The sequence below is a fragment of the Streptomyces sp. NBC_00878 genome, from assembly GCF_026341515.1.
In the GTDB taxonomy this organism is placed as follows: domain Bacteria; phylum Actinomycetota; class Actinomycetes; order Streptomycetales; family Streptomycetaceae; genus Streptomyces.
Map to the genome: position 1 here is coordinate 8,583,737 of NZ_JAPEOK010000001.1, position 19,892 is coordinate 8,603,628.

General features: G+C 70.8%; 20 protein-coding genes. 13 read left to right on the plus strand and 7 right to left on the minus strand.

Features of this window, described 5'->3' with window-relative positions; all coding sequences use genetic code 11:
- Positions 1 to 12: 12 nt before the first annotated feature.
- From fabG to OHA11_RS37240, 3 genes are all read left to right on the plus strand, one after another.
- Positions 13 to 717, plus strand: coding sequence for a 3-oxoacyl-[acyl-carrier-protein] reductase (gene fabG / locus OHA11_RS37230; RefSeq protein WP_266503827.1), 705 nt, complete (start codon positions 13 to 15; stop codon positions 715 to 717).
- A 5-nt stretch (positions 718 to 722) separates the two neighbouring features.
- Positions 723 to 1,490 (plus strand): enoyl-ACP reductase FabI, encoded by a 768-nt coding sequence (fabI, locus tag OHA11_RS37235; protein ID WP_266503830.1) that lies wholly within the window; start codon positions 723 to 725, stop codon positions 1,488 to 1,490.
- A gap of 207 nt (positions 1,491 to 1,697) precedes the next feature.
- A complete protein-coding gene (locus OHA11_RS37240) occupies positions 1,698 to 2,087 on the plus strand; it encodes a hypothetical protein (protein ID WP_266507712.1) in 390 nt (129 codons plus the stop codon).
- A 28-nt stretch (positions 2,088 to 2,115) separates the two neighbouring features.
- Here the strand turns inward: OHA11_RS37240 and OHA11_RS37245 are convergent, their stop codons facing one another.
- Positions 2,116 to 2,820: a FadR/GntR family transcriptional regulator gene (locus OHA11_RS37245; protein ID WP_266503832.1), complete on the minus strand. Its 705-nt coding sequence runs from the start codon at positions 2,818 to 2,820 to the stop codon at positions 2,116 to 2,118.
- Positions 2,821 to 3,007: 187 nt separating this feature from the next.
- Between OHA11_RS37245 and OHA11_RS37250 the strand changes: the two genes are divergently transcribed.
- From OHA11_RS37250 to OHA11_RS37265, 4 genes are all read left to right on the plus strand, one after another.
- Entirely contained in the window at positions 3,008 to 4,417 is a 1,410-nt protein-coding gene (locus OHA11_RS37250; RefSeq protein ID WP_266503835.1) for a CynX/NimT family MFS transporter, read from the plus strand.
- A gap of 108 nt (positions 4,418 to 4,525) precedes the next feature.
- Positions 4,526 to 4,642, plus strand: a complete 117-nt coding sequence (locus OHA11_RS37255; protein ID WP_266503838.1) for an SGM_5486 family transporter-associated protein — start codon at positions 4,526 to 4,528, stop codon at positions 4,640 to 4,642.
- 270 nt (positions 4,643 to 4,912) lie between these two features.
- Positions 4,913 to 5,128 carry a hypothetical protein gene (locus OHA11_RS37260; protein ID WP_266503841.1) on the plus strand — a complete coding sequence of 72 codons (216 nt, stop codon included), beginning with the start codon at positions 4,913 to 4,915 and terminating at the stop codon, positions 5,126 to 5,128.
- Positions 5,129 to 5,204: 76 nt separating this feature from the next.
- Entirely contained in the window at positions 5,205 to 5,723 is a 519-nt protein-coding gene (locus OHA11_RS37265; protein ID WP_266503843.1) for a histidine phosphatase family protein, read from the plus strand.
- A gap of 112 nt (positions 5,724 to 5,835) precedes the next feature.
- On the opposite strand, the gene serB is transcribed toward OHA11_RS37265, so the two are convergent.
- Together serB and OHA11_RS37275 are read right to left on the minus strand one after the other, a co-directional pair.
- On the minus strand, positions 5,836 to 7,041 hold the full coding sequence (gene serB / locus OHA11_RS37270) for a phosphoserine phosphatase SerB (protein WP_266503850.1): 1,206 nt from the start codon (positions 7,039 to 7,041) through the stop codon (positions 5,836 to 5,838).
- Positions 7,042 to 7,215: 174 nt separating this feature from the next.
- Positions 7,216 to 9,150 (minus strand): streptophobe family protein, encoded by a 1,935-nt coding sequence (locus OHA11_RS37275; protein ID WP_266503852.1) that lies wholly within the window; start codon positions 9,148 to 9,150, stop codon positions 7,216 to 7,218.
- A gap of 241 nt (positions 9,151 to 9,391) precedes the next feature.
- Between OHA11_RS37275 and OHA11_RS37280 the strand changes: the two genes are divergently transcribed.
- Positions 9,392 to 11,899: an FHA domain-containing protein gene (locus tag OHA11_RS37280; protein WP_266503855.1), complete on the plus strand. Its 2,508-nt coding sequence runs from the start codon at positions 9,392 to 9,394 to the stop codon at positions 11,897 to 11,899.
- A 94-nt stretch (positions 11,900 to 11,993) separates the two neighbouring features.
- Here OHA11_RS37280 and OHA11_RS37285 read toward each other — a convergent pair whose 3' ends face one another.
- From OHA11_RS37285 to OHA11_RS37295, 3 genes are all read right to left on the minus strand, one after another.
- Positions 11,994 to 12,704 carry a transglycosylase SLT domain-containing protein gene (locus OHA11_RS37285; RefSeq protein WP_266503858.1) on the minus strand — a complete coding sequence of 237 codons (711 nt, stop codon included), beginning with the start codon at positions 12,702 to 12,704 and terminating at the stop codon, positions 11,994 to 11,996.
- A 299-nt stretch (positions 12,705 to 13,003) separates the two neighbouring features.
- Complete coding sequence (locus OHA11_RS37290) at positions 13,004 to 14,125, minus strand: S-adenosylmethionine:tRNA ribosyltransferase-isomerase (protein ID WP_266503861.1); 1,122 nt, start codon at positions 14,123 to 14,125, stop codon at positions 13,004 to 13,006.
- A 79-nt stretch (positions 14,126 to 14,204) separates the two neighbouring features.
- Positions 14,205 to 14,903 carry an SDR family oxidoreductase gene (locus tag OHA11_RS37295; protein WP_266503870.1) on the minus strand — a complete coding sequence of 233 codons (699 nt, stop codon included), beginning with the start codon at positions 14,901 to 14,903 and terminating at the stop codon, positions 14,205 to 14,207.
- A gap of 188 nt (positions 14,904 to 15,091) precedes the next feature.
- On the opposite strand from OHA11_RS37295, the gene OHA11_RS37300 reads away from it, so the two are divergent.
- The 3 genes from OHA11_RS37300 to OHA11_RS37310 all read left to right on the plus strand — a co-directional run bounded on the left by OHA11_RS37300 (position 15,092) and on the right by OHA11_RS37310 (position 17,346).
- Entirely contained in the window at positions 15,092 to 16,270 is a 1,179-nt protein-coding gene (locus OHA11_RS37300) for a GAF domain-containing sensor histidine kinase (protein WP_266503872.1), read from the plus strand.
- On the plus strand, positions 16,263 to 16,904 hold the full coding sequence (locus OHA11_RS37305) for a response regulator transcription factor (RefSeq protein WP_266503874.1): 642 nt from the start codon (positions 16,263 to 16,265) through the stop codon (positions 16,902 to 16,904). The genes OHA11_RS37300 and OHA11_RS37305 overlap by 8 nt, the downstream gene beginning before the upstream one ends.
- Positions 16,905 to 17,100: 196 nt before the next feature.
- The gene (locus tag OHA11_RS37310) at positions 17,101 to 17,346 is read left to right on the plus strand and encodes a chaplin (protein ID WP_266503877.1); all 246 of its coding nucleotides are present in this window, start codon (positions 17,101 to 17,103) and stop codon (positions 17,344 to 17,346) included.
- Positions 17,347 to 17,616: 270 nt separating this feature from the next.
- Here the strand turns inward: OHA11_RS37310 and OHA11_RS37315 are convergent, their stop codons facing one another.
- Entirely contained in the window at positions 17,617 to 18,405 is a 789-nt protein-coding gene (locus OHA11_RS37315) for a hypothetical protein (protein WP_266503880.1), read from the minus strand.
- A gap of 122 nt (positions 18,406 to 18,527) precedes the next feature.
- Between OHA11_RS37315 and OHA11_RS37320 the strand changes: the two genes are divergently transcribed.
- The gene (locus OHA11_RS37320) at positions 18,528 to 19,319 is read left to right on the plus strand and encodes an ABC transporter ATP-binding protein (RefSeq protein WP_266503882.1); all 792 of its coding nucleotides are present in this window, start codon (positions 18,528 to 18,530) and stop codon (positions 19,317 to 19,319) included.
- Between the two features lie 73 nt (positions 19,320 to 19,392).
- A complete protein-coding gene (locus OHA11_RS37325) occupies positions 19,393 to 19,824 on the plus strand; it encodes an NfeD family protein (protein WP_266503884.1) in 432 nt (143 codons plus the stop codon).
- Positions 19,825 to 19,892: the final 68 nt, after the last annotated feature.

The window sequence follows — 19,892 nt, forward strand, 5'->3', positions numbered from 1 at the left end:
AAGGGTGATCCGTTGAGCCGCTCGGTTCTCGTCACCGGAGGAAACCGGGGCATCGGCCTCGCCATCGCCCGCGCATTCGCCGACGCGGGCGACAAGGTCGCGATCACATACCGCTCGGGCGAGCCCCCGGAGGGCTTCCTCGCCGTCAAGTGCGACATCACCGACAGCGAGCAGGTGGATCAGGCCTACAAGGAGATCGAGGCCGAGCACGGCCCGGTCGAGGTGCTCGTGGCCAACGCCGGCATCACCAAGGACCAGCTGCTGATGCGGATGTCCGAGGACGACTTCACGTCCGTCCTGGACACCAACCTGACGGGCGCCTTCCGGGTCGTGAAGCGCGCCAACCGCGCCATGCTGCGCGCCAGGAAGGGCCGTGTCGTCCTGATCTCGTCGGTCGTCGGGCTGTACGGCGGTCCGGGCCAGGCCAACTACGCCGCCTCCAAGGCCGGCCTCGTCGGCTTCGCGCGCTCGCTCGCCCGTGAACTGGGCTCGCGCAACATCACCTTCAACGTCGTCGCGCCCGGCTTCGTCGACACCGACATGACCAAGGTGCTCACCGACGAGCAGCGCGAGGGCATCGTGAAGCAGGTGCCGCTCGGTCGGTACGCGCGGCCCGAGGAGATCGCCGCGACGGTGCGGTTCCTCGCCTCGGACGACGCCTCGTACATCACTGGAGCCGTCATCCCCGTAGACGGCGGACTGGGAATGGGTCACTGATCACCATGAGCGGAATTCTCGAGGGCAAGCGCGTCCTGATCACCGGTGTGCTGATGGAGTCCTCCATCGCCTTCCACACCGCGAAGCTGGCCCAGGAACAGGGTGCCGAGATCATCCTGACCGCGTTCCCGCGGCCCACGCTGACCGAGCGCATCGCCAAGAAGCTCCCGAAGCCCACCAAGGTCATCGAGCTCGACGTGAGCAACGACGAGCACCTGGCACGCCTTGCCGACCTGGTCGGCGAGGAGCTGGGCGGCCTCGACGGCGTCGTGCACTCCATCGGCTTCGCCCCGCAGGACGCGCTCGGCGGCAACTTCCTCAACACGCCGTTCGAGTCGGTCGCCACGGCCATGCACGTCTCCGCCTTCTCCCTGAAGTCGCTGACCATGGCCTGCCTGCCGCTGATGCAGAACGGTGGCTCGGTCGTCGGCCTCACCTTCGACGCGCAGTACGCCTGGCCGCAGTACGACTGGATGGGCCCGGCCAAGGCCGCCCTGGAGGCCACCAGCCGCTACATGGCGCGTGACCTGGGCAAGCAGAACATCCGCTGCAACCTCATCTCCGCGGGCCCCATCGGCTCGATGGCCGCCAAGTCCATCCCGGGCTTCAGCGACCTGGCCGCCGTGTGGGACAGCCGCTCCCCGCTGGAGTGGGACCTCAAGGACCCCGAGCCGGCCGGCCGCGGTGTCGTCGCCCTGCTGAGCGACTGGTTCCCGAAGACCACCGGCGAGATCATCCACGTTGACGGAGGTCTGCACGCGATCGGTGCGTAGGCGCTTACGTAAGCGTTTACGCGAACGATTGCGTACGTTCCTTCGTACGGCTTCGACGCCCCGTTTCCCGCAGTGCGCGGGGAGCGGGGCGTCACCCGTTCGGCCCTGTCGGCCGGGCGTGCGGGCCGGTAACTGCGCACTCTGGAGGAGGAGTTCCCCCTCCCCAAATGCCCTCCCGAGCCCGGCCGAGGAGGTCCCTTTGTGCGCCTGTCCCAGCCCCGCTGCAAGCATCGGCTCCACTGGAGAGGCTCCGCCGCGCCCAGTGCCGCGCTGCTCGCTGCTCTGACGCTCCTGCTCGTGGTGCCGTGCGGCGCTGCCTCGCACACCACGAAAACAGCGCCCCACGCGCGCGTGCCCGTCGAAGAGAGGCCCTTCGGAGCGGCGTGCCGGACCGCCGTCGACGGTTCGTCTGTGACGGCGTACTGCCACAATCCGTATCCGGAGCCCGATCACGTCCGCCTGCACATCGAGTGCGACCCGTGGTGGGACATCGACACGGACGGGGCCTCGGTCGAGGCCGGACCCGCGCAGACCGTACGGCTGACCGGCCGCTGCTGGAAGGAAGTCCGCTCGGCGTGGGTCAGCCACCAGCGATGACGACGGGCCTCATCATGCGCCTCGGTCTTCACGCGGAGGTCGTGTCTGGCCTCTCCGTGGCGGGGCGTCCCGGGCGGCACAGGAAGGGATAGCCCGCCGCCTCCGCGGCGGCCGTCTCCTTGTCGCCCGCGCGGATGGCGTCCACCAGGCGCGTGTGGTCCATGTACGTCTCGGGCGTCAGCTCCTCGCCCACGTCCTCGCGCAGCCAGTCGCGCACGACCTCGCCCAGGTCCGCGTACATCGCCGTCATGACGTCGTTGTGGGACGCGGCGACCACGGCCAGGTGGAAGGTCGTGTCGGCGGTCACGAAGGCCTCCGTGTCGCCCGACTCCCAGGCCACCTCCCGGCGTACGAGCAGGGCGTCCAGCTGCTTCAGATCGCGTTCCGTGCGGCGCTCGGCGGCCAGCTTCGCGGCGCCCGACTCCAGCGTGGAGCGCAGTTCGGCGATGTGTCGCGGATCGGCGTCCGCGAAGCGGCGGTGCATCACACCCGCCAGCTCGCTGGTCGCCACGACGTAGGTGCCCGAGCCCTGACGGATGTCGAGCAGGCCGTTGTGCGCGAGCGCGCGGACGGCCTCCCGGACCGTGTTCCGGGCGACCCCCAGCTGCTCGACCAGCTCAGGCTCGGTCGGGATGCGGGAGCCCACCGGCCACTCGCCCGAGGTGATCTGGTTCCGCAGCTCGGCGATGACCTGCTCGGACAGGGCCGATCGGCGGGGGTGGCTCAGCGGCATGACGGTCCTTCGTGCCAGGGGGTGCACCGGGAGGACGCACCGGACTGCGTGTCAGGGGATTGTGCCCCAGGTGAGGCGCCCAGGTGATGTGCACCGAGGGACCCCAATGGATCCGGTGGATCCGCAGGTACCCCAAGGGTCATTGGGGGCCACCAGGGGATTGGACAACCAATCATCCCATGATTCTATGATGACTGACATGACTGGCGAGGAAACCCGGACGACCATGTCCCCACCGATACGCAGCTCCGCCCACGACGCAGACCTCCGCCCGCCCGTCACGCGCGCGTGGCTGACGCGTGTGGTGATCGTCGGCATCGTCCTCACCGCCCTCAACCTGCGTCCCGCCATCACCAGCCTCGGAGCCCTCCTCGAAGAGGTGCGCGACGGGCTCGGAATGAGTGGCACGGCCGCCGGACTCCTCACCTCCGTACCGCCGCTCTGTTTCGCCCTCTTCGGTGTCACGGCACCCCGCCTCGCCCGCCGCTTCGGACCCGCCGCCGTGGTCTGCGCCGGCATGGTCGCGATCGCCGCGGGGCTGGTGATCCGGCCCTTCGCCGGGAACACGGTCGGCTTCCTGGTCGCCAGCGCCCTCGCGCTCATGGGCATCGCGGTCAGCAACGTCCTCATGCCGGTGATCGTCAAGCGCTGGTTCCCGGACCGGGTCGGCTCCATGACCGGCCTCTACTCCATGGCCCTCGCACTCGGCACCGCCGCCGCGGCCGCCGTCACCGTGCCCATGACCCGGGCCCTGGGCGGCAGTTGGCAGGCGGGACTCGCCGTCTGGGCGGGGCTCGCGGCCGTGGCCGTGCTGCCGTGGATACCGCTCGTACGGGCACGGGGCACGGCCCTGTCCGCCGACACCACCTCGGTCAAGGCCCAGGTCCAGCACTCGGCACCGGTCCAGTCCACGGCACAGGTCCAGTCCACGGCGCAGGTCCTGACCCCGGCCTCGGCTTCCGATGCGCCGTCGGTTTCCGCGGCGAGGGTCCAGGAACCCCCCGCGCTGCGGATCACCCGGAGCCGTACGGCCTGGGCGCTGGCCGTCTTCTTCGGACTTCAGGCCACCGCCGCGTACATCACGATGGGCTGGATGGCGCAGATCTTCCGGGACGCGGGTGTCCCGGCGGGCACGGCCGGACTGCTGCTGGCCGTCACCATGGTGATGGGCGTACCGCTGGCCTTCGTCATTCCGCGGCTGGCCACGCGTCTGCCGCACCAGGGGCCGATCGTGGTCGCCCTCGGGGTCTGCGGTCTCGTCGGTTACGCGGGCCTCTACCTCGCCCCGGCGGGCGGGGCCTGGGCGTGGGCGGTGCTGCTCGGCATCGCCAACTGCGCGTTCCCGCTGGCCCTCACGATGGTCGGCATGCGGGCCAGGACGGGCGCCGGGGTCGCGCAGCTCTCCGCATTCGCCCAGAGCATGGGGTACCTCATCTCGATCCCCGGTCCGCTCCTGGTGGGCGTGCTCTACCAGCACAGCGGCGGCTGGGGACTGCCGATCGCGCTGATGGCGTGCCTGATGGTCCCGCAGATCGTGGTGGGCATCCTGGCCGGTCGCGACCGCACGGTGGAGGACGAGGCCGCGCGCCGGTCGTGACCTCTCCGAGCCGCCGCCCGGTCCGAACCGCCGCTCGGGGGCAGACCCCACCCGAGGAGGTAGACCCCACCCGAGAGGGAGCGGGCGAGGGGTGCGAGACTCTGCCGTATGCCCGTGCTCGATCCGAACCCCCAGAACGGCCAGAAGAAGATGCTGCTCGTCTTCGGCGCGTTCCTCCTCGTCTTCGTGATCATCGGCGTCATCGCGTCGATCGCCTCGCCCTGACCCGTCGGCGTCTCGCCCCGCGCTCTCCGGCGCGAGGGGAAGCGCGACGCCTCTGCCCTGCCACGCGATGCGCGACGCCTGCGTGACGCGATGCGACGCGTGAAGTCTCCGCGACGCCATGGTGGGGTTACCCCCACCATCCCCTAGGGGGTGAGTGTCAGGGTCAAGTGGGTGGATCTCCGGATGGGTTGACGGCTTCCGGGTCCGTAACTTCGAGATGTGACCGCGAGGACGCGGGCCACGGACCACTCGAAGCCCCACGGAGGCGGCATGTCGGCCCCAACGCACACACCGCCCCACCCGGCGATCAGGCGTGGCATCGAGACCCGGCTCCCCTGGTGGGCCCTCGTCCTCCCCGCGCTCGCCTTCGCCGCGCTGCTCCTGGTGATACTGAACCCCGCCGACGCCCACGCGGCAGGCGGCGACCCGGCGGTCGGCCGCCTCTTCGAGTACGTCCAGCAGATCGTGCCGCACCAGGGCTCCTGAGGTCCCGGCACCCCATGTCGGGGCGGCGAGTCAACTCCCTGCGCCCCATGGCGTGTTTCATGCGAAGCTGGGAACCATGAGCGTCGCAGAACCCCGCAGGATTGTCCTTTTCCGGCATGCGAAAGCCGACTGGCCCCAGGTGTCCGATCATGAGCGGCCGCTCGCTGAGCGGGGCCGCAAGGACGCCGCCGTCGCCGGACGCAGGCTGGCCGACACCGGCATCCCCTTCGATCTGGCCCTCTGCTCCACCGCGGCCCGGACGCGCGAGACCTGGAAACTCGCCGTCCATGAGCTCCCTCATCGGCCGAAAACGGTCTACGAGGAGCGGCTCTACGAGGTCTCTCCCGGCGAGCTGATCGCCGTGCTCAACGAAACCCCTGACGACGTACAGAACGCGCTCCTGATCGGCCACAACCCCGGCGTGCAGGGCCTCGCCGACATCCTGGCCGGCCAGTCCGAGGGCGACGCGCAGGAGCGGATGGGCCGCCGGGGCTTCCCCACCGCGGCCTTCGCCGTACTCTCCTTCAGCGGCTCCTGGAAGGCTCTGGAGCCGGGCGTGGCCACCTTGCTCGACTACTGGGCGCCGTCCGAATAGACCTGTCCGACCAGGCCTGTCCGACCAGGCCTACGGGTCTGGTCGTTCCCCCTCGCATGGACGGGGCCCGGCACCATCGCGGTGCCGGGCCCCGTCCACGCCGTGGGATGACTCAGTCCACGTGCATGTCCGCCGCCTCGACCTCTTCCCGCGTCACGCCCAGCAGATACAGGACCGTGTCCAGGAAGGGGAAGTTCACCGCGGTGTGCGCGGCCTCGCGCACCACCGGCTTGGCGTTGAAGGCGACCCCGAGACCGGCCGCGTTGAGCATGTCCAGGTCATTGGCGCCGTCGCCGACCGCCACGGTCTGGGAGAGCGGCACACCCGCCTCCGCGGCGAACCGGCGCAGCAGCCGCGCCTTGCCCGCCCGGTCCACGATCTCGCCGGTGACCCTGCCCGTCAGCTTCCCGTCGACTATCTCCAGGGTGTTGGCCTGGGCGAAGTCCAGCCCCAGCCGCTCCTTGAGGTCGTCCGTGACCTGCGTGAACCCGCCCGAGACGACGCCGACTTGGAAGCCGAGCCGCTTCAGCGTACGGATCAGCGTGCGCGCCCCAGGCGTCAGCCGTACCTCGTTGCGCACCTTGTCCACCACGGATGCGTCGAGCCCCTTGAGCAGCGCCACGCGCGCGTGCAGCGACTGCTCGAAGTCCAGTTCCCCGCGCATCGCGGCCGCCGTCACCTCGGCGACCTCGTCCTCGCAGCCGGCGTGCGCGGCGAAGAGCTCGATGACCTCGTCCTGGATGAGCGTGGAGTCCACGTCCATGACGACCAGGCGCTGGGCCCGCCGGTGCAGCCCCGCCGCGACCACCGCGATATCGACGCCCAGAGCCGCCGCCTCGGTCACCAGAGCGGTCCGCAGCTCCTCCGGCTCCGTACCGGACACGGCGAACTCGACCGCCGTCACGGGGTACTTGGCCAGCCGGAAGATACGGTCGATGTTGCCGCCGGTCCCGGTTATCCGGGCGGCGATCGCGGCCGTGGACTCCGCGGTGAGCGGGTGCCCGAGCACCGTCACCAACGACCTGCCGTGCCCGCGCGGCCGGTTGTCGCCGAGACCGGAGATGATCTCGGCCTGCAGCTTCATCGAGTCCGCCCAGCTGTGCACCGTGGCCCGCAGATCGCCCTCCAGTCCGGCCGACGGCTGCGTCACGAGCGCGCACAGCACGATCCGGCCACGGGTGACGACCTGCTCGATGTCGACCACGTCGAGTGAGTAGGCGGCAAGGGTGTCGAAGAGCCCGGCCGTGATTCCGGGACGGTCCTTGCCGAAGATCTTGACGAGGAGAGTGGGTACGTCAGCGGTTTGCGATGCGTTCATGGTGTTTCCACCGTATCCGGCACTCCGTGCCGGGTGCGCCTGAGGTCCGCCTGACGGACGGGGAACAGTGGGTGTCGCCGAGGTGTCCCCGTTCTTCACAAGCCGTGGCACCCGCGCGCCACGACCCAGGTCAGCGCGGTCCAGACCGCCAGTCAGCGTCGTTCGAACCGCAGGTCAGCGCCGTCCGGGCGGCCTCCCGGACGGGGGTGGCGGCTCGTCCGGCGGGGGAGGCGGCGGTCCGTCCTGCGACGACCGGCGCCGGCGCCGCGACCCCGGCCCGGGCGGCGGCGTGAACGGCCCGGCCACCGTGGGAGCGCCGTACACGTCATTGGGCGGCCGGGTCCCCGGTGGCTGCCCAACCCCGCCCGGATCCTGGCTCCCTGGCGGTTGCTGCCCGCCAGGGGGCTGGGTCCCGGGAGACCGCCGACCGGGGGGCTCCCCACCAGGGAACCGGGACCCGGGAGGCGGATACCCCGAGGACCGGTTGCCGCGGGGCTGGGGTCCTGGAGGCTGGGGCCCGGGGGGCGGTGCGCCCGGACGCCGCCCCGGTCCGGGCTCCCGCAGCTCGTCGGGCAGCCGCAGATACGGGTTGGTGTCGGGGTTCGCGGGCCGGAAGGGCGTACCGGGGGTGTAGGGCCCGCTCGCCCCGGCGGTCTCCCCGTACGGCTCGGCGGGGGCCGGGGCGTCCGGAGCGCCCACGTCTCCCCGTGCCAGGGGGGCCGCCTGCCGGCCGGCGGCCCCGGTGGCGCACGCGAGCAGCGCGCCCGCCGCCCCCGTGCCCGCACCCCACAGCGCGCCGAGCAGCAGCGCCATGCCCAGCTGCCCCCGCAACTCGATCCCGGAGTCGAACGCGTCGACGCCGAGCACGGACAGCGAGGCGTCCACGGACACCTCCGTCAGCCAGGCGAGCAGCGGCATGGCCAGCGCGGTCACGATCGCGAGCCGCACTGCGCAGCGCCCGGCGAAACCGAGAACACCGACACTCCGGTCACCCTGGGCGCTCCGGTCACCCCGGTCCCGTACGAACGGGGTGCGCGCCGCGGTCAGCACGCCCGCGAAGAGCATCATCAGCGCCGCCGCGACCCCCAGCAGCCAGCCCCGGCCGTCCAGTTCGGCCAGCCGTCCCAGCGAGACGGACTGGTCGGAGGAAGAGCTCAGCAACTTGTCCAGGGGATCGGGCAGGAACTGGACGAGTGGCCCCGACGCGCTTCCGTCCCAGGGGATGAACAGCCCGATCGGGATACCGAGCCACACCCCGTTCGGCGCCCCGACCAGCGCGGCGCCCGCGATCCGCTTCGGATTGTCGTCGCTGATCGCCGCGTACGCGGCCGCCGAGAAGCCCGCCAGGACCGCCACCAGCAACACGGTGACCAGCGCGGACGCGGCGGGGCGCACCACACGGTGCACGGCCGTCCAGCCCCGTGGCAACGGAGTCCGGCGCGAGGCCAGCAGCGCGATCACCAGGACGCCGAGCACCCAGCCCAGGCCGCCCAGCAGCGTCGGCACGGTCTCGACCGTGAAGCCCACCTTGGCGTTCGCGTCCGCGAGATCCCCGAGCCGGTCGGGCAGCAGCCCGCCGATGTCGCCGAGCCCGGGCACCTCCACCTTGTCGGGCAGCCCGCCGCCCGGCAGCTGGTCGAGCCCGAGCGAACCGCCGTCGATGGTGATGACGTCGTGCCCCGCCCAGGCCAGACCGCCGAGCATCGCCACGAAGAGCACCGCCACGGTGCCCGCGCGCGCGAGCAGTTCGGCCGGCGCGATCACAACTCCGGCCCCGCGCAGTGACCGTAAGAAGAACCAGGACAGCAGCAGCGCGCCCACCAGGCTCACGCCGAGTGGCGTGATCTGGAGTGCGGTGTCGGCCTGCGCGCCTTCCAGGCCGAAGGCCGACACATCGCCGGACGGCGTCACCGACCCACCCGCCCCGAGCGCCACAACCGCCGCGGTCATCGTCCCGAGCGAGCCCGCCGCGTCCGCGCCGAGCAGATGCAGCCCCAGCGCGGCCACCCCTGCCATGCCGATCAAGGCCCAGCTCACGGCGGCGATCGCGGCCAGCAGCACCTCACCCAACGACACACGCCTGGCGTGTCCCACGGTTCCGTCGCTCATCGTCAGCCCCCCGACTCAGCGCCGCGATGGTTCCACCGCGGTGTCCCCCTCGCGTGGGATTACTACTCTCCGGGCCGGTTTCAACCCAGTCAACGGAAACGGACAAGCCGCCCGTACGCGGTCTTCGCAAGGCCCGACTTTCGGTCAGAGCGCTCCTACTGAAATAGTTCCCCACGATGTTCGACATCCCTAGACTCCCTGCGATGGGGATAATTCGGGGGACAACTCAGTGGGGCATGGAGTGCCGGAACTCGTACTGGAATTGAACGGACGGACCTGGACGCTCGATGCGTCCAGGCCATACACCCTCGGACGTGATCCGCAGGGGGACGTCGTGCTCGACGACGCCAGGGTCTCCTGGCGTCACGCCACGATCAGCTGGAGCGGCCGCAGTTGGGTCATAGAGGACCACGGCAGCACCAACGGCACATTCGTGCAGGGGCAGCGGATCCATCAGATGGAGATCGGCCCCGGCTCGGCCGTGCACCTCGGCAACGCGACCGACGGACCGCGGGTGACCCTGACGGGCGCCGGGGCCGCCGCCGCACCGCAGGCACAGCCCGAGCAGCAACCGTACGCCGCGCAGGGCGCGCCGGCGGCCGGCTGGGCCCAGCAGGCTCCGCCGCAGCAGCACGCGCCGGAGCAGGGCTGGCAGCAGCCGCAGCAGGCCGCTCAGATTCCGCCGCAACAGGGACCGGGTGGCGGCGCGGGGGCGCCACCGGTCTACGGCGACCGCAGCCCCACCACGTTCCACCAGTTCTCGCTCGGGCGTGTCATGCGCATCGGCCGTGCCCTGGAGAACGAGCTGGTCGTCTCCGACCTGCAGGTCTCGCGCCACCACGCCGAGTTCCACGCGGCGCCGGACGGCCGCCACGAGATCCGTGACCTGGGCTCGCACAACGGCACGTACGTCAACGGTATGCCGATCGCCAAGGGCGGCTCCGCGCTGCTCGGCCCGAACGACATCGTCGGCGTCGGCCACTCGACGTTCCGGCTGGTCGGCGACCGTCTTGAGGAGTTCGTCGACACCGGCGAGGTCTCGTTCTCGGCCCGTCACCTCACGGTGACGGTCGACGGCGGCAAGCAGATCCTCAAGGACGTCTCCTTCGGCGTCCCGGAGAAGTCGCTGATCGCGGTCATCGGCCCGTCCGGGTCGGGCAAGTCGACGCTCCTGAAGGCGCTGACGGGCTACCGTCCCGCCAACGAGGGCGACGTCCTCTACGACAACCGGAACCTCTACAAGCAGTTCGCCGAGCTGCGCCAGCGCATCGGTCTGGTTCCGCAGGACGACATCCTGCACAAGGAACTGACCGTCAAGAAGGCCCTCAAGTACGCGGCCAAACTGCGCTTCCCCGCGGACACCACGACGCAGGAGCGCGACGCCCGCATCGACGAGGTGCTGCGCGAGCTCAAGCTCGACGTCCACAAGGAGAAGAAGGTCACCTCGCTCTCCGGTGGCCAGCGCAAGCGCGTCTCGGTGGCCCTGGAGCTGTTGACCAAGCCGTCGCTGATCTTCCTGGACGAGCCGACCTCCGGCCTCGACCCGGGCATGGACCGCGACGTCATGCAGCTGCTGCGCGGCCTCGCCGACGACGGCCGTACGGTCCTCGTCGTCACGCACTCGGTGGCCGAGCTGGCCATCTGCGACAAACTTCTGGTCATGGCGCCCGGCGGCTCGGTGGCTTACTTCGGCCCTCCCGAGGAGGCGCTGAACTTCTTCGGCTACGACACCTGGGCCGACGTCTTCTCCGCCTTCGAGAGCTACCGCGACTACGACTGGGCGGGCCGCTGGAAGGGCTCGCAGCACTACCAGATGTACGCCGCGGACATCGACGCGGTCGCCGCACAGTCCGTACCCATGCCTCCGCCGCAGGCGATGCGGCCCCCGAAGCCGCAGGGCTGGCTCTCCCAGCTGACCACGCTGATCCGGCGGTACGTGTCGGTCATCGCGTCCGACAAGGGGTTCCTGGCGCTGACGGTGATCCTGCCGGCGGTGCTGGGCGCGGTGAGCCTGCTCATCGAGCCCGACAGGACGCTGCTGGTCAACAAGCAGCTGGGGCAGAACGGACTGCCCATCCCGAACAGCACGGCGGCCACGGTGCTGCTGATCCTCGCGGTCGGCGCCTGCTTCGCGGGCGCCGCCAACTCGGTCCGCGAGCTGATCAAGGAACGGGTCATCTACGAGCGTGAACGGGCGACCGGCCTCTCACGCTCCGCGTATCTGATGTCCAAGGTGATCGTCCTCGGCGTGATCACCATGCTGCAGGGCGCACTGGTCGGCGCGATCGGCTTCCTCAGCCGCACGATCCCTGACGAGGGCCTGGTCCTCGGCAGCGCGGTCGCCCTCGAACTCTCCCTGCCGATCATGGCGCTGGGGTTCACCTCGATGATGTTCGGGCTGGTCATCTCCTCGCTGGTGAAGACCGCCGAGAAGACCATGCCGCTGCTGGTCATGTTCGCGATCATCCAGGTCGTCTTCACCGGCTGCCTGTTCCCCCTGGCCGGCGCTCTGGGCGTCAACGAGTTCTCGTACCTGATGCCGTCACGCTGGGCGGTCGGCGCCGCCGGCACCACGCTGGACTTCAACAGGATCAACCCGCACAACACGACCGACTCGGACCCGCTCTGGGACCACGAGGCACTGACCTGGGCACTGGACATGGCGGCGCTCTTCGCGCTCGCCGCCGTCTGCGCCCTCCTCGTGGCGCGCTTCCTGCGCCGCCACGAGCCCGAGGTCATGCGCAAGTAGCCGGACGGCTCCCGGACACCAGCCACACGCGAAGGGCGGCGCCCCGTTGGGGGTGCCGCCCTTTCGGCGTACGTGTCAGAGGTCCGCGCAAACCTCAGTACGCGCTGTCGACGTTGTCGATCGAGCCGTACCGGTCGGCCGCGTAGTTGGCGGCGGCGGTGATGTTGGCGACCGGGTCGTACTGGCTCTTGGGCGTGCCGGAGACGTGGTACGCGTCGAAGGTCGGCTTGATGACCTGCAGCAGGCCGATGGACGGGACACCGTTGATCGCGTTGATGTCCCAGTTGTTGATGGCCTTCGGGTTCCCGGACGACTCCCGCATGATGTTGCGGTGCAGACCGCTGTACGTGCCGGGGATGCCCTTCTTCTTCATGATGTCGAGCGACTCACGGATCCAGCCGTCGAGGTTGTTGGCGTAGGTCTTCGCGGCGACCGGCTTGACGGCGGCACGCTTCGCGGAGCGGCTCGCGGCCTCCTTCGCCTTGCGGGCGGCCTCGACCTTCTTCTTCGCGGCGGCCTCGGCGGCCTTCTTGGCGGCCGCGGCGTCGGCGGCCTTCTTCTTCGCGGCGGCGGCCTGGGCGTCGGCCAGCTGTGCGCTGAGGCCGGCCGTCGCGGGCTTGAGCTGCTCCGCGGAGACGGCGACCGGAGCGGCCGCGACAGACTCGGCGCTGGCCTGCTGCGTGTTCCCGGGCACGAGCGAGAACGCGAGGGCCGCGGCGCCGAGCGTGGCGACACCGGCGAGCGAGAGCTTGTGGGTCTTGGTCAGGGCGGGACCATGACCAGGAGTGCGGTTCTGCTTGAGCATGGTGGTGGACCTCTTCGAATAGCGCGGAGGTCGCTCTCGGTCCGATGGGGACAAAGGATGTTTCCGGACCAAACGCCGCGGGTAAGGACCCGCGGCGCCGAGCGACGATGGCCATTCTTAGCGGCCGCAATTTTCTGTGGCAAAGGTGTGACGTACGACCCGAGGTAGTGGACCCAGGAAGGGCAAATCGGGGCAGACTGTCACGTCTGCCCCGCTCACCACGAGTCCCTTTGTCTCCTAGGTCCCTTCGTACGTGATGTGCGCCCTATGTGCGGGCTCACATCGAGGGTGGCTCGGTCTCACCAGTAGTTGCGGGAGCAATGCTCTGTGTGAGGGCCCTCCGCCGGAAGGATGAGGTGCACGTCGCCGAACTCGTGCCACAGGTAGCGCCCCCGCAGTGCCGCGTCGTACCCGCGGCTGATCGCGGCCCGCCCCGCGACGGCCTCCAGCATCAGCAGATGCGAGGCCTCGGGCTCGTGCAGCCCGGTCAGCAGCCCGTCCACGACCCGCACCCCGCGCTCCGGGGTCACCACGAGACCGGTCCAGCCCTCAGCGGCCCGCACGACCCCGTCGGGGCCGGTCGCCGACTCCACCGCTCGTACGGCCGTCGTCCCGACGGCGACGACCCTGCCGTCTCCCGCCCCGGCCGCGTTGATCAGCCGCGCCGACGTCTCCGACACCGCGAAGCGCTCCGGGTACGGGGGCTCGTGCGCCTCGGCCGAGGCGACCCCGGTGTGCAGCGTGACGGGCGCGAACTGCACGCCCCGGCTCACCAGCTCCGCCACCAGTCGCGCGGTGAAGGGCCGCGCCGCGCTCGGCATCTCCGCACTGCCCGATCCGTCGTCGGACGGCAGCGCGAACACCGTCTGGTACGCGGACAGGGGCTGGTCCCGCTCCGTATAGGAGTAACGAATGGGCCTGCCGTGGCGCCGCAGCAGCCCCAGGACGTCCGGTTCCGACACCCGCCCCCACCACAGCCGCGCACTCCGTCCGGTGCGGGACTCGGTGAGCGCCTCGGTGAAGGGCTCGGTGAGGGGCTCCTCAAGGACGAGGCGTACGTCCCCGGGGAGACGCACCTCTGTCCCCGCGGGCCCGCCCGTACGCGCGCGCGTGGTGCCCGTTCCGTCGGGATCCCGCAGCTCCACGGCCCAGCGCCCGTCATCCCTGCGCGTGGAGAAATGCACCACCACGCGCGCGTGCCCGATCCTCCCGTCGACCGCGGCCGCCAGCGTCGGCGACGTGTTCACCACGAGCAGGTCCCCGGCCCGCAGCAGCCCCGGCAGATCGGCGAACGCGTGATGCGACACCTCCGTACCCCGGGAGACGAGCAACCGCACCGCGTCGCGGTCGAGCCCCGGCCCCCGCTGCTCGGCGGGCACCCGGGCCGACAGCTCCGCCGGCACCCGAAGGGCCGTCGTCATCGCTGCTCCAGCGGCGACGGCGCCCCGTAGCCCCCGCACACCGGCCTCCGGGCAGATCCTTCCGACGCCGTGGCGCAGATCATCGGGTCACCTCCAGGAGGGCCGGCGCCGCATACCGGCCACTGTGCGGACGCTGGTCGATCAGCCGCAGAAAGGCGGGCACGACAGTGGCCGGCTCGGGCCGTGGATCCTCGTCGTCCGGTACGGCCGCCGCGTACAGATCGGTGCCCATGTCACCCGGGTCGACCGCCCAGACCCGCAGCCCGGGCTCCTCCTCCCCGAGCACCGCAGACACATGGTCGAGCGCCGCCTTCGAGGCCCCGTAGCCGCCCCAGGTCTCGTACGCCTCGGCCGCGGCGTCCGAGCTGACGTCGATCACCGCACCGGCCGGGGACTCCCGCAGCAGCGGCAGCGCCTCCTGGATCAGGCCCAGCGCCGCGACCACATTGACCTCCAGGGCCCGCCGCAGCCCGTCCAGGGCCAGCACGTCGAGACGTACGAGCGGTTCGGCGCCCAGCGCGCTCGCGTTGTTCACCAGGAGGTCGACGCCACCGAGCCCCCACGCCGCCGCCACCAGACGGGCCCGGTGGTCGCCGTCGGTGACGTCCCCGGGCAGCGCCTCCACCCGTGTCCCGTACCTGGCGAGGGCGGCGGCCGACTCCTGGAGAGCCCCCGCCGTCCTCGCGTCGAGCACCAGATCCCAGCCACGCTCCGCCAGCGCCTCGGCGAGTGCGCGCCCCAGCCCCTTCGAAGCTCCCGTGATGATCGCTACCGGCATGACTTCCGTCCCCTCGTTCCCATGGCCGCCGCTCCCGGCGAGTGCCTCCAACGTAGGAACCGAGCCGCCCCCGCCGCCTCGTACGCAGGCCGCAGGACGAGGGGTCCTTCGCCCTAGGCCCAGCGGCCCAGAGAGGGCCGCCCACAGGTCGGATACGCACTGTCACACCCCGCCGGTACCGTGAGGTCATGAGTCAAGGACCCCGGTCGGGCCTGTCCGCGGTGAGCACCGCGCTGCTGGCCATGAGCCGACACCTGGAGGTGCGCGACGTCCTCAAGACGATCGTCGCCTCCGCCCGCGAACTGCTGGACGCGCAGTACGCGGCGCTCGGGGTCCCCGACGACCACGGCGGCTTCGCCCAGTTCGTCGTCGACGGCGTCAGCGACGCGCAGTGGAAGGCCATCGGCCCGCTCCCGCGCCAGCACGGCATCCTCGCCGCGATGCTGCACGAGGCCCGCCCCGAGCGCCTCGCCGACGTGCGCAGGGACCCCCGCTTCGAGGGCTGGCCCGCCGCCCACCCCGACATGTCCGACTTCCTGGGCCTGCCCATCCGGGACGGCGACGAGGTCATCGGCGCCCTGTTCCTCGCGAACAAGCTGCGTCCTTCGGTGGGAAACCCCCCACACCCTCCGAGCCCCGAACCGGCCGGCGGTTGCGGCTTCACCGAGGACGACGAGGAACTCCTGACGATCCTCGCCCAGCACGCCGCGATCGCCCTCACGAACGCCCGCCTGTACGAGCGCAGCCGTGAGCTCACCATCGCCGAGGAGCGCTCCCGCCTCGCCCACGAACTGCACGACGCCGTCAGCCAGAAGCTGTTCTCCCTGCGTCTCACCGCCCAGGCCGCCGCCGCCCTGGTCGACCGCGACCCGGGCCGCGCCAAGGGCGAACTCCAGCAGGTGGCCACCCTCGCCGCCGAGGCCGCCGACGAACTGCGTGCCGCCGTCGTCGAGTTGCGCCCCGCCGCCCTCGACGAGGACGGCCTGGTCGCCACACTGCGCACCCAGATCCAGGTCCTCGACCGCGCCCACTCCGCGCGCGTGACCTTCGACAGCCGCGGTGTCCGCGCACTGCCCGCGGCCCAGGAGGAGGCCATGCTGCGCGTCGCCCAGGAGGCGCTGCACAACGCGCTGCGGCACTCGGGCGCGGCCCGCGTCGACGTCGCCCTGGAAAAGCGCGGCCCCGGCGCCGTCCTGCGGGTCACCGACGACGGCAGCGGATTCGAGCCCACGGCGACCCGCCTCGCCGGACGCCACCTCGGCCTGGTGTCCATGCGCGACCGAACCAACGGCGTCGGGGGCACGCTCACCGTGGAATCGGCGCCCGGGAAGGGCACCACGATAGAGATGGAGGTCCCTGGTGGCTGACGCAATCAAGGTGCTGCTCGTCGACGACCACCAAGTGGTTCGCCGGGGCCTGCGCACCTTCCTCGAAGTACAGGACGACATCGAGGTCGTGGGAGAGGCGTCCGACGGCGCCGAAGGAGTCGCCCGCGCCGAGGAGCTGAAACCGGACGTCGTCCTCATGGACGTCAAGATGCCGGGCATGGACGGCGTGGAGGCCCTGCGCAAGCTCCGCGAACTCGACAACCCCGCGCGCGTGCTCATCGTCACCAGCTTCACCGAGCAGCGCACGGTGATCCCGGCCCTGCGCGCGGGCGCCGCCGGGTACGTCTACAAGGACGTGGACCCCGACGCCCTCGCCGGAGCCATCCGCTCGGTCCACGCCGGACACATCCTGCTCCAGCCCGAGGTGGCCGGCGCGCTGCTGTCCCAGGAGGAGACCAACTACGGACAGGGGAGAGGCGGTTCACTCACGGAGCGGGAGCGCGAGGTGCTCTCCCTGATCGCCGACGGCCGCTCCAACCGCGAGATCGCCCGCGCCCTCGTCCTCTCCGAGAAAACCGTCAAGACACATGTCTCGAACATCCTGATGAAACTCGACCTCGCCGACCGCACCCAGGCCGCGCTGTGGGCCGTACGCCATGGTGTGACCGGCTGATGACCTGCTGATCCACCCGGCGACGGCCTTCCGGACAGCACTACGGACGGCAACGCGGAACGTTCCGTTCCGGGCTGAGATTCATACCGTCGTGGGAATGTCCCCCGAATGGCGCATCCTTCCGGGATCTCCGCCGTTCTCCAGTGCGTGCTGCGGCGCTTTGCCGCAGTGGTTCACAAGGAGAGGGCTCAAAGAAGTGAAGAACCTGAAGAAGGCCGCAGCCGTCACGATGGTGGCCGGTGGCCTGGTTGCCGCCGGTGCCGGTTTCGCCTCCGCCACCGATGGTGCGCACGCTGACGGCAAGGCCATTGGCTCGCCGGGCGTCGCCTCGGGCAACCTCGTCCAGGTCCCGGTCGCCATCCCGGTGAACGCGGTCGGCAACACCGTGAACGTTGTCGGCATCCTGAACCCGGCGTTCGGCAACGAAGGCTTCAACGGCTGACGTTCGCGCCTCGGGTCACCAGTGACCACCGGCCTTCCAGGCACGCCTGGGGGGCCGGTCCGGTTTTCGGCCCTCCGATCATCGCCCCCCAACGGCACTGAGCTGTCCGGCCGACTCGCGACTGCGGGTGCGTGGGGGCCGATCGCGCAGTTCCCCGCGCCCCTGAAAAGAGCCGGCCCAACGTTCTTGGGGGCGCGGGGAACTGCGCGACCAGCCACCCACGCACCCGCGGTCGCCCGCCGACACTCGCCGCCGAATCAGTGGGCCCGCTCAACGAACCCCCCGCTCCCGCTCCTCCACGAACGCGTTGTACGCAGCCACCTGAGCCCGCCGAGCCGTCCGCTCGACCGGCCGCAGCGCTTCCGCCCGCGCGGCCATCTCGGACGCGCTCACCGCCCCGCCGTGCCCGTTCTCGTACGCGACCGAGACGAGCAGCCCGACCCGCTGGGCCAGCTCCAACACCCGTACCGCACGCGGCGGATATCCGGGGGCGAGCACCTCGCGACCCCGCTCGGCCCGCGCCCGGTACGCGTCGACGGCCGCCTCGGCGACCGGACCCGACCCGGCGACATCGAGCCGCGACAACACCTCAGTGGCGTCGCGCAGGGCCTCCGCGAGCTCCCGCTCCGCCTCGCCGAGGGACGGCACATCGGCGGGCGGCGCCTCACGCACGGGCAGACAGTGCCAGACGACCTCCACGTGTACGTCACCGTCGGGCCCGGCCTCGTACACCTCGGGCACGAGCCCCAGCGCGGTCCCGTGACAGACCACCGCCTCCTCGGCCTCCAGGGCGCGGGCGTTGAACTCCGGCGGTCCGCTCAGCCCGAGCGGATGCCCGGGCGCGGGCAGGGCGACCCGCAGACCGGTCGTCCCGAGCGTGCGCAGCCGCCCCAGCGCGAGGGTGAGTCCGACGGGCGCGGTCTCACCGGGCAGCCCCTCGACCCGGTGCACGGCGTCCTCGCCGACGATGGCGACGACCGCGTCGTCCGGCGAGACAAACCCGGCCAACAGGGCATTTCCCCATGCCGCCAGCCGTCCTGAGCGTGATTCCGAAAGCATGCCTCCCACCCTAAGGACCGGCCGATGGATTGGGCGGGTCGACCGGTGGCGTAGGTTTTCCCTGGGGGCTGCGTCCACAGACGTCAGCGACGGCCGAGACTGCAATGGGAGACAGCGCGCTCATGAGCGATGTACTGGAGCTTGAGGACGTATCCGTGGTCCGAGAGGGCCGGGCTCTGGTGGACCAGGTCTCCTGGTCGGTGAAGGAAGGCGAGCGCTGGGTCATCCTCGGTCCCAACGGCGCCGGAAAAACGACCCTTCTGAACCTCGCCTCCAGCTACCTCTACCCCAGCCACGGCACCGCCACCATCCTCGGCGAGACCCTCGGCAAGGTCGACGTCTTCGAGCTGCGCCCGCGCATCGGCATGGCCGGCATCGCCATGACCGAGAAGCTCCCCAAGCGCCAGACGGTCCTGCAGACGGTACTGACCGCCGCCTACGGCATGACGGCCGGCTGGCACGAGGACTACGAGGAGGTCGACGAGCAGCGCGCCCGCGCCTTCCTCGACCGCCTCGGCATGACCGAATTCGTGGACCGCAAGTTCGGCACGCTCTCCGAGGGCGAGCGCAAGCGCACCCTCATCGCCCGCGCGCTGATGACCGACCCCGAGCTCCTCCTTCTCGACGAGCCCGCCGCCGGCCTCGACCTCGGCGGCCGCGAGGACCTCGTACGCCGACTCGGCCGCCTTGCCCGCGACCCGATCGCCCCCTCCATGCTCATGGTCACGCACCACGTCGAGGAGATCGCCCCGGGCTTCACCCACGTCCTGATGATCCGTCAGGGCAAGGTGCTCGCCGCGGGCCCCCTGGAGCTCGAACTCACCTCGCGCAACCTGTCGTTGTGCTTCGGCCTCCCCCTCCTCGTCGAGCAGGTCGGCGAGCGCTGGACCGCGCAGGGCCTGCCCCTGTCCTGACAACCAGGAACACCTGACCCAAACTTGATCGGCGCCCTGTCGGCGACAGGACTCGCGGACCTACCATGACCATGTGGACGACATCGACGCATGGGTGTGGTGGCTGATCGGCGCGGTCGGGCTCGGAATCCCGCTCGTCGTCACCGCGATGCCGGAGTTCGGAATGCTCGCCGTCGGCGCTGTCGCGGGCGCTGTGACCGCGGGGCTCGGAGGTGGTGTGGTCCTCCAGGTCGTGGTCTTCGCCGTCGTCTCGGTCGCGCTCATCGCGGTCGTACGCCCCGTCGCCGCCCGACATCGTTCCCAGCGACCCCAACTTGCCACAGGCATCGACGCCTTGAAGGGCAAACAGGCCGTAGTCCTGGAGAGAGTCGACGGTTCCGGTGGCCGGATCAAACTCGCCGGAGAGGTCTGGTCCGCACGCGCCCTCGACAGCGGACGCGCCTACGACGTAGGGCAAGAGGTGGACGTCGTGGATATCGAAGGGGCCACGGCGATCGTCATGTGACTCCTGAGGCGTCCAGTGAACGGAACGTCGCACGTGGCGAGTTGTGGTCTGACACACTCGTCCAGCAA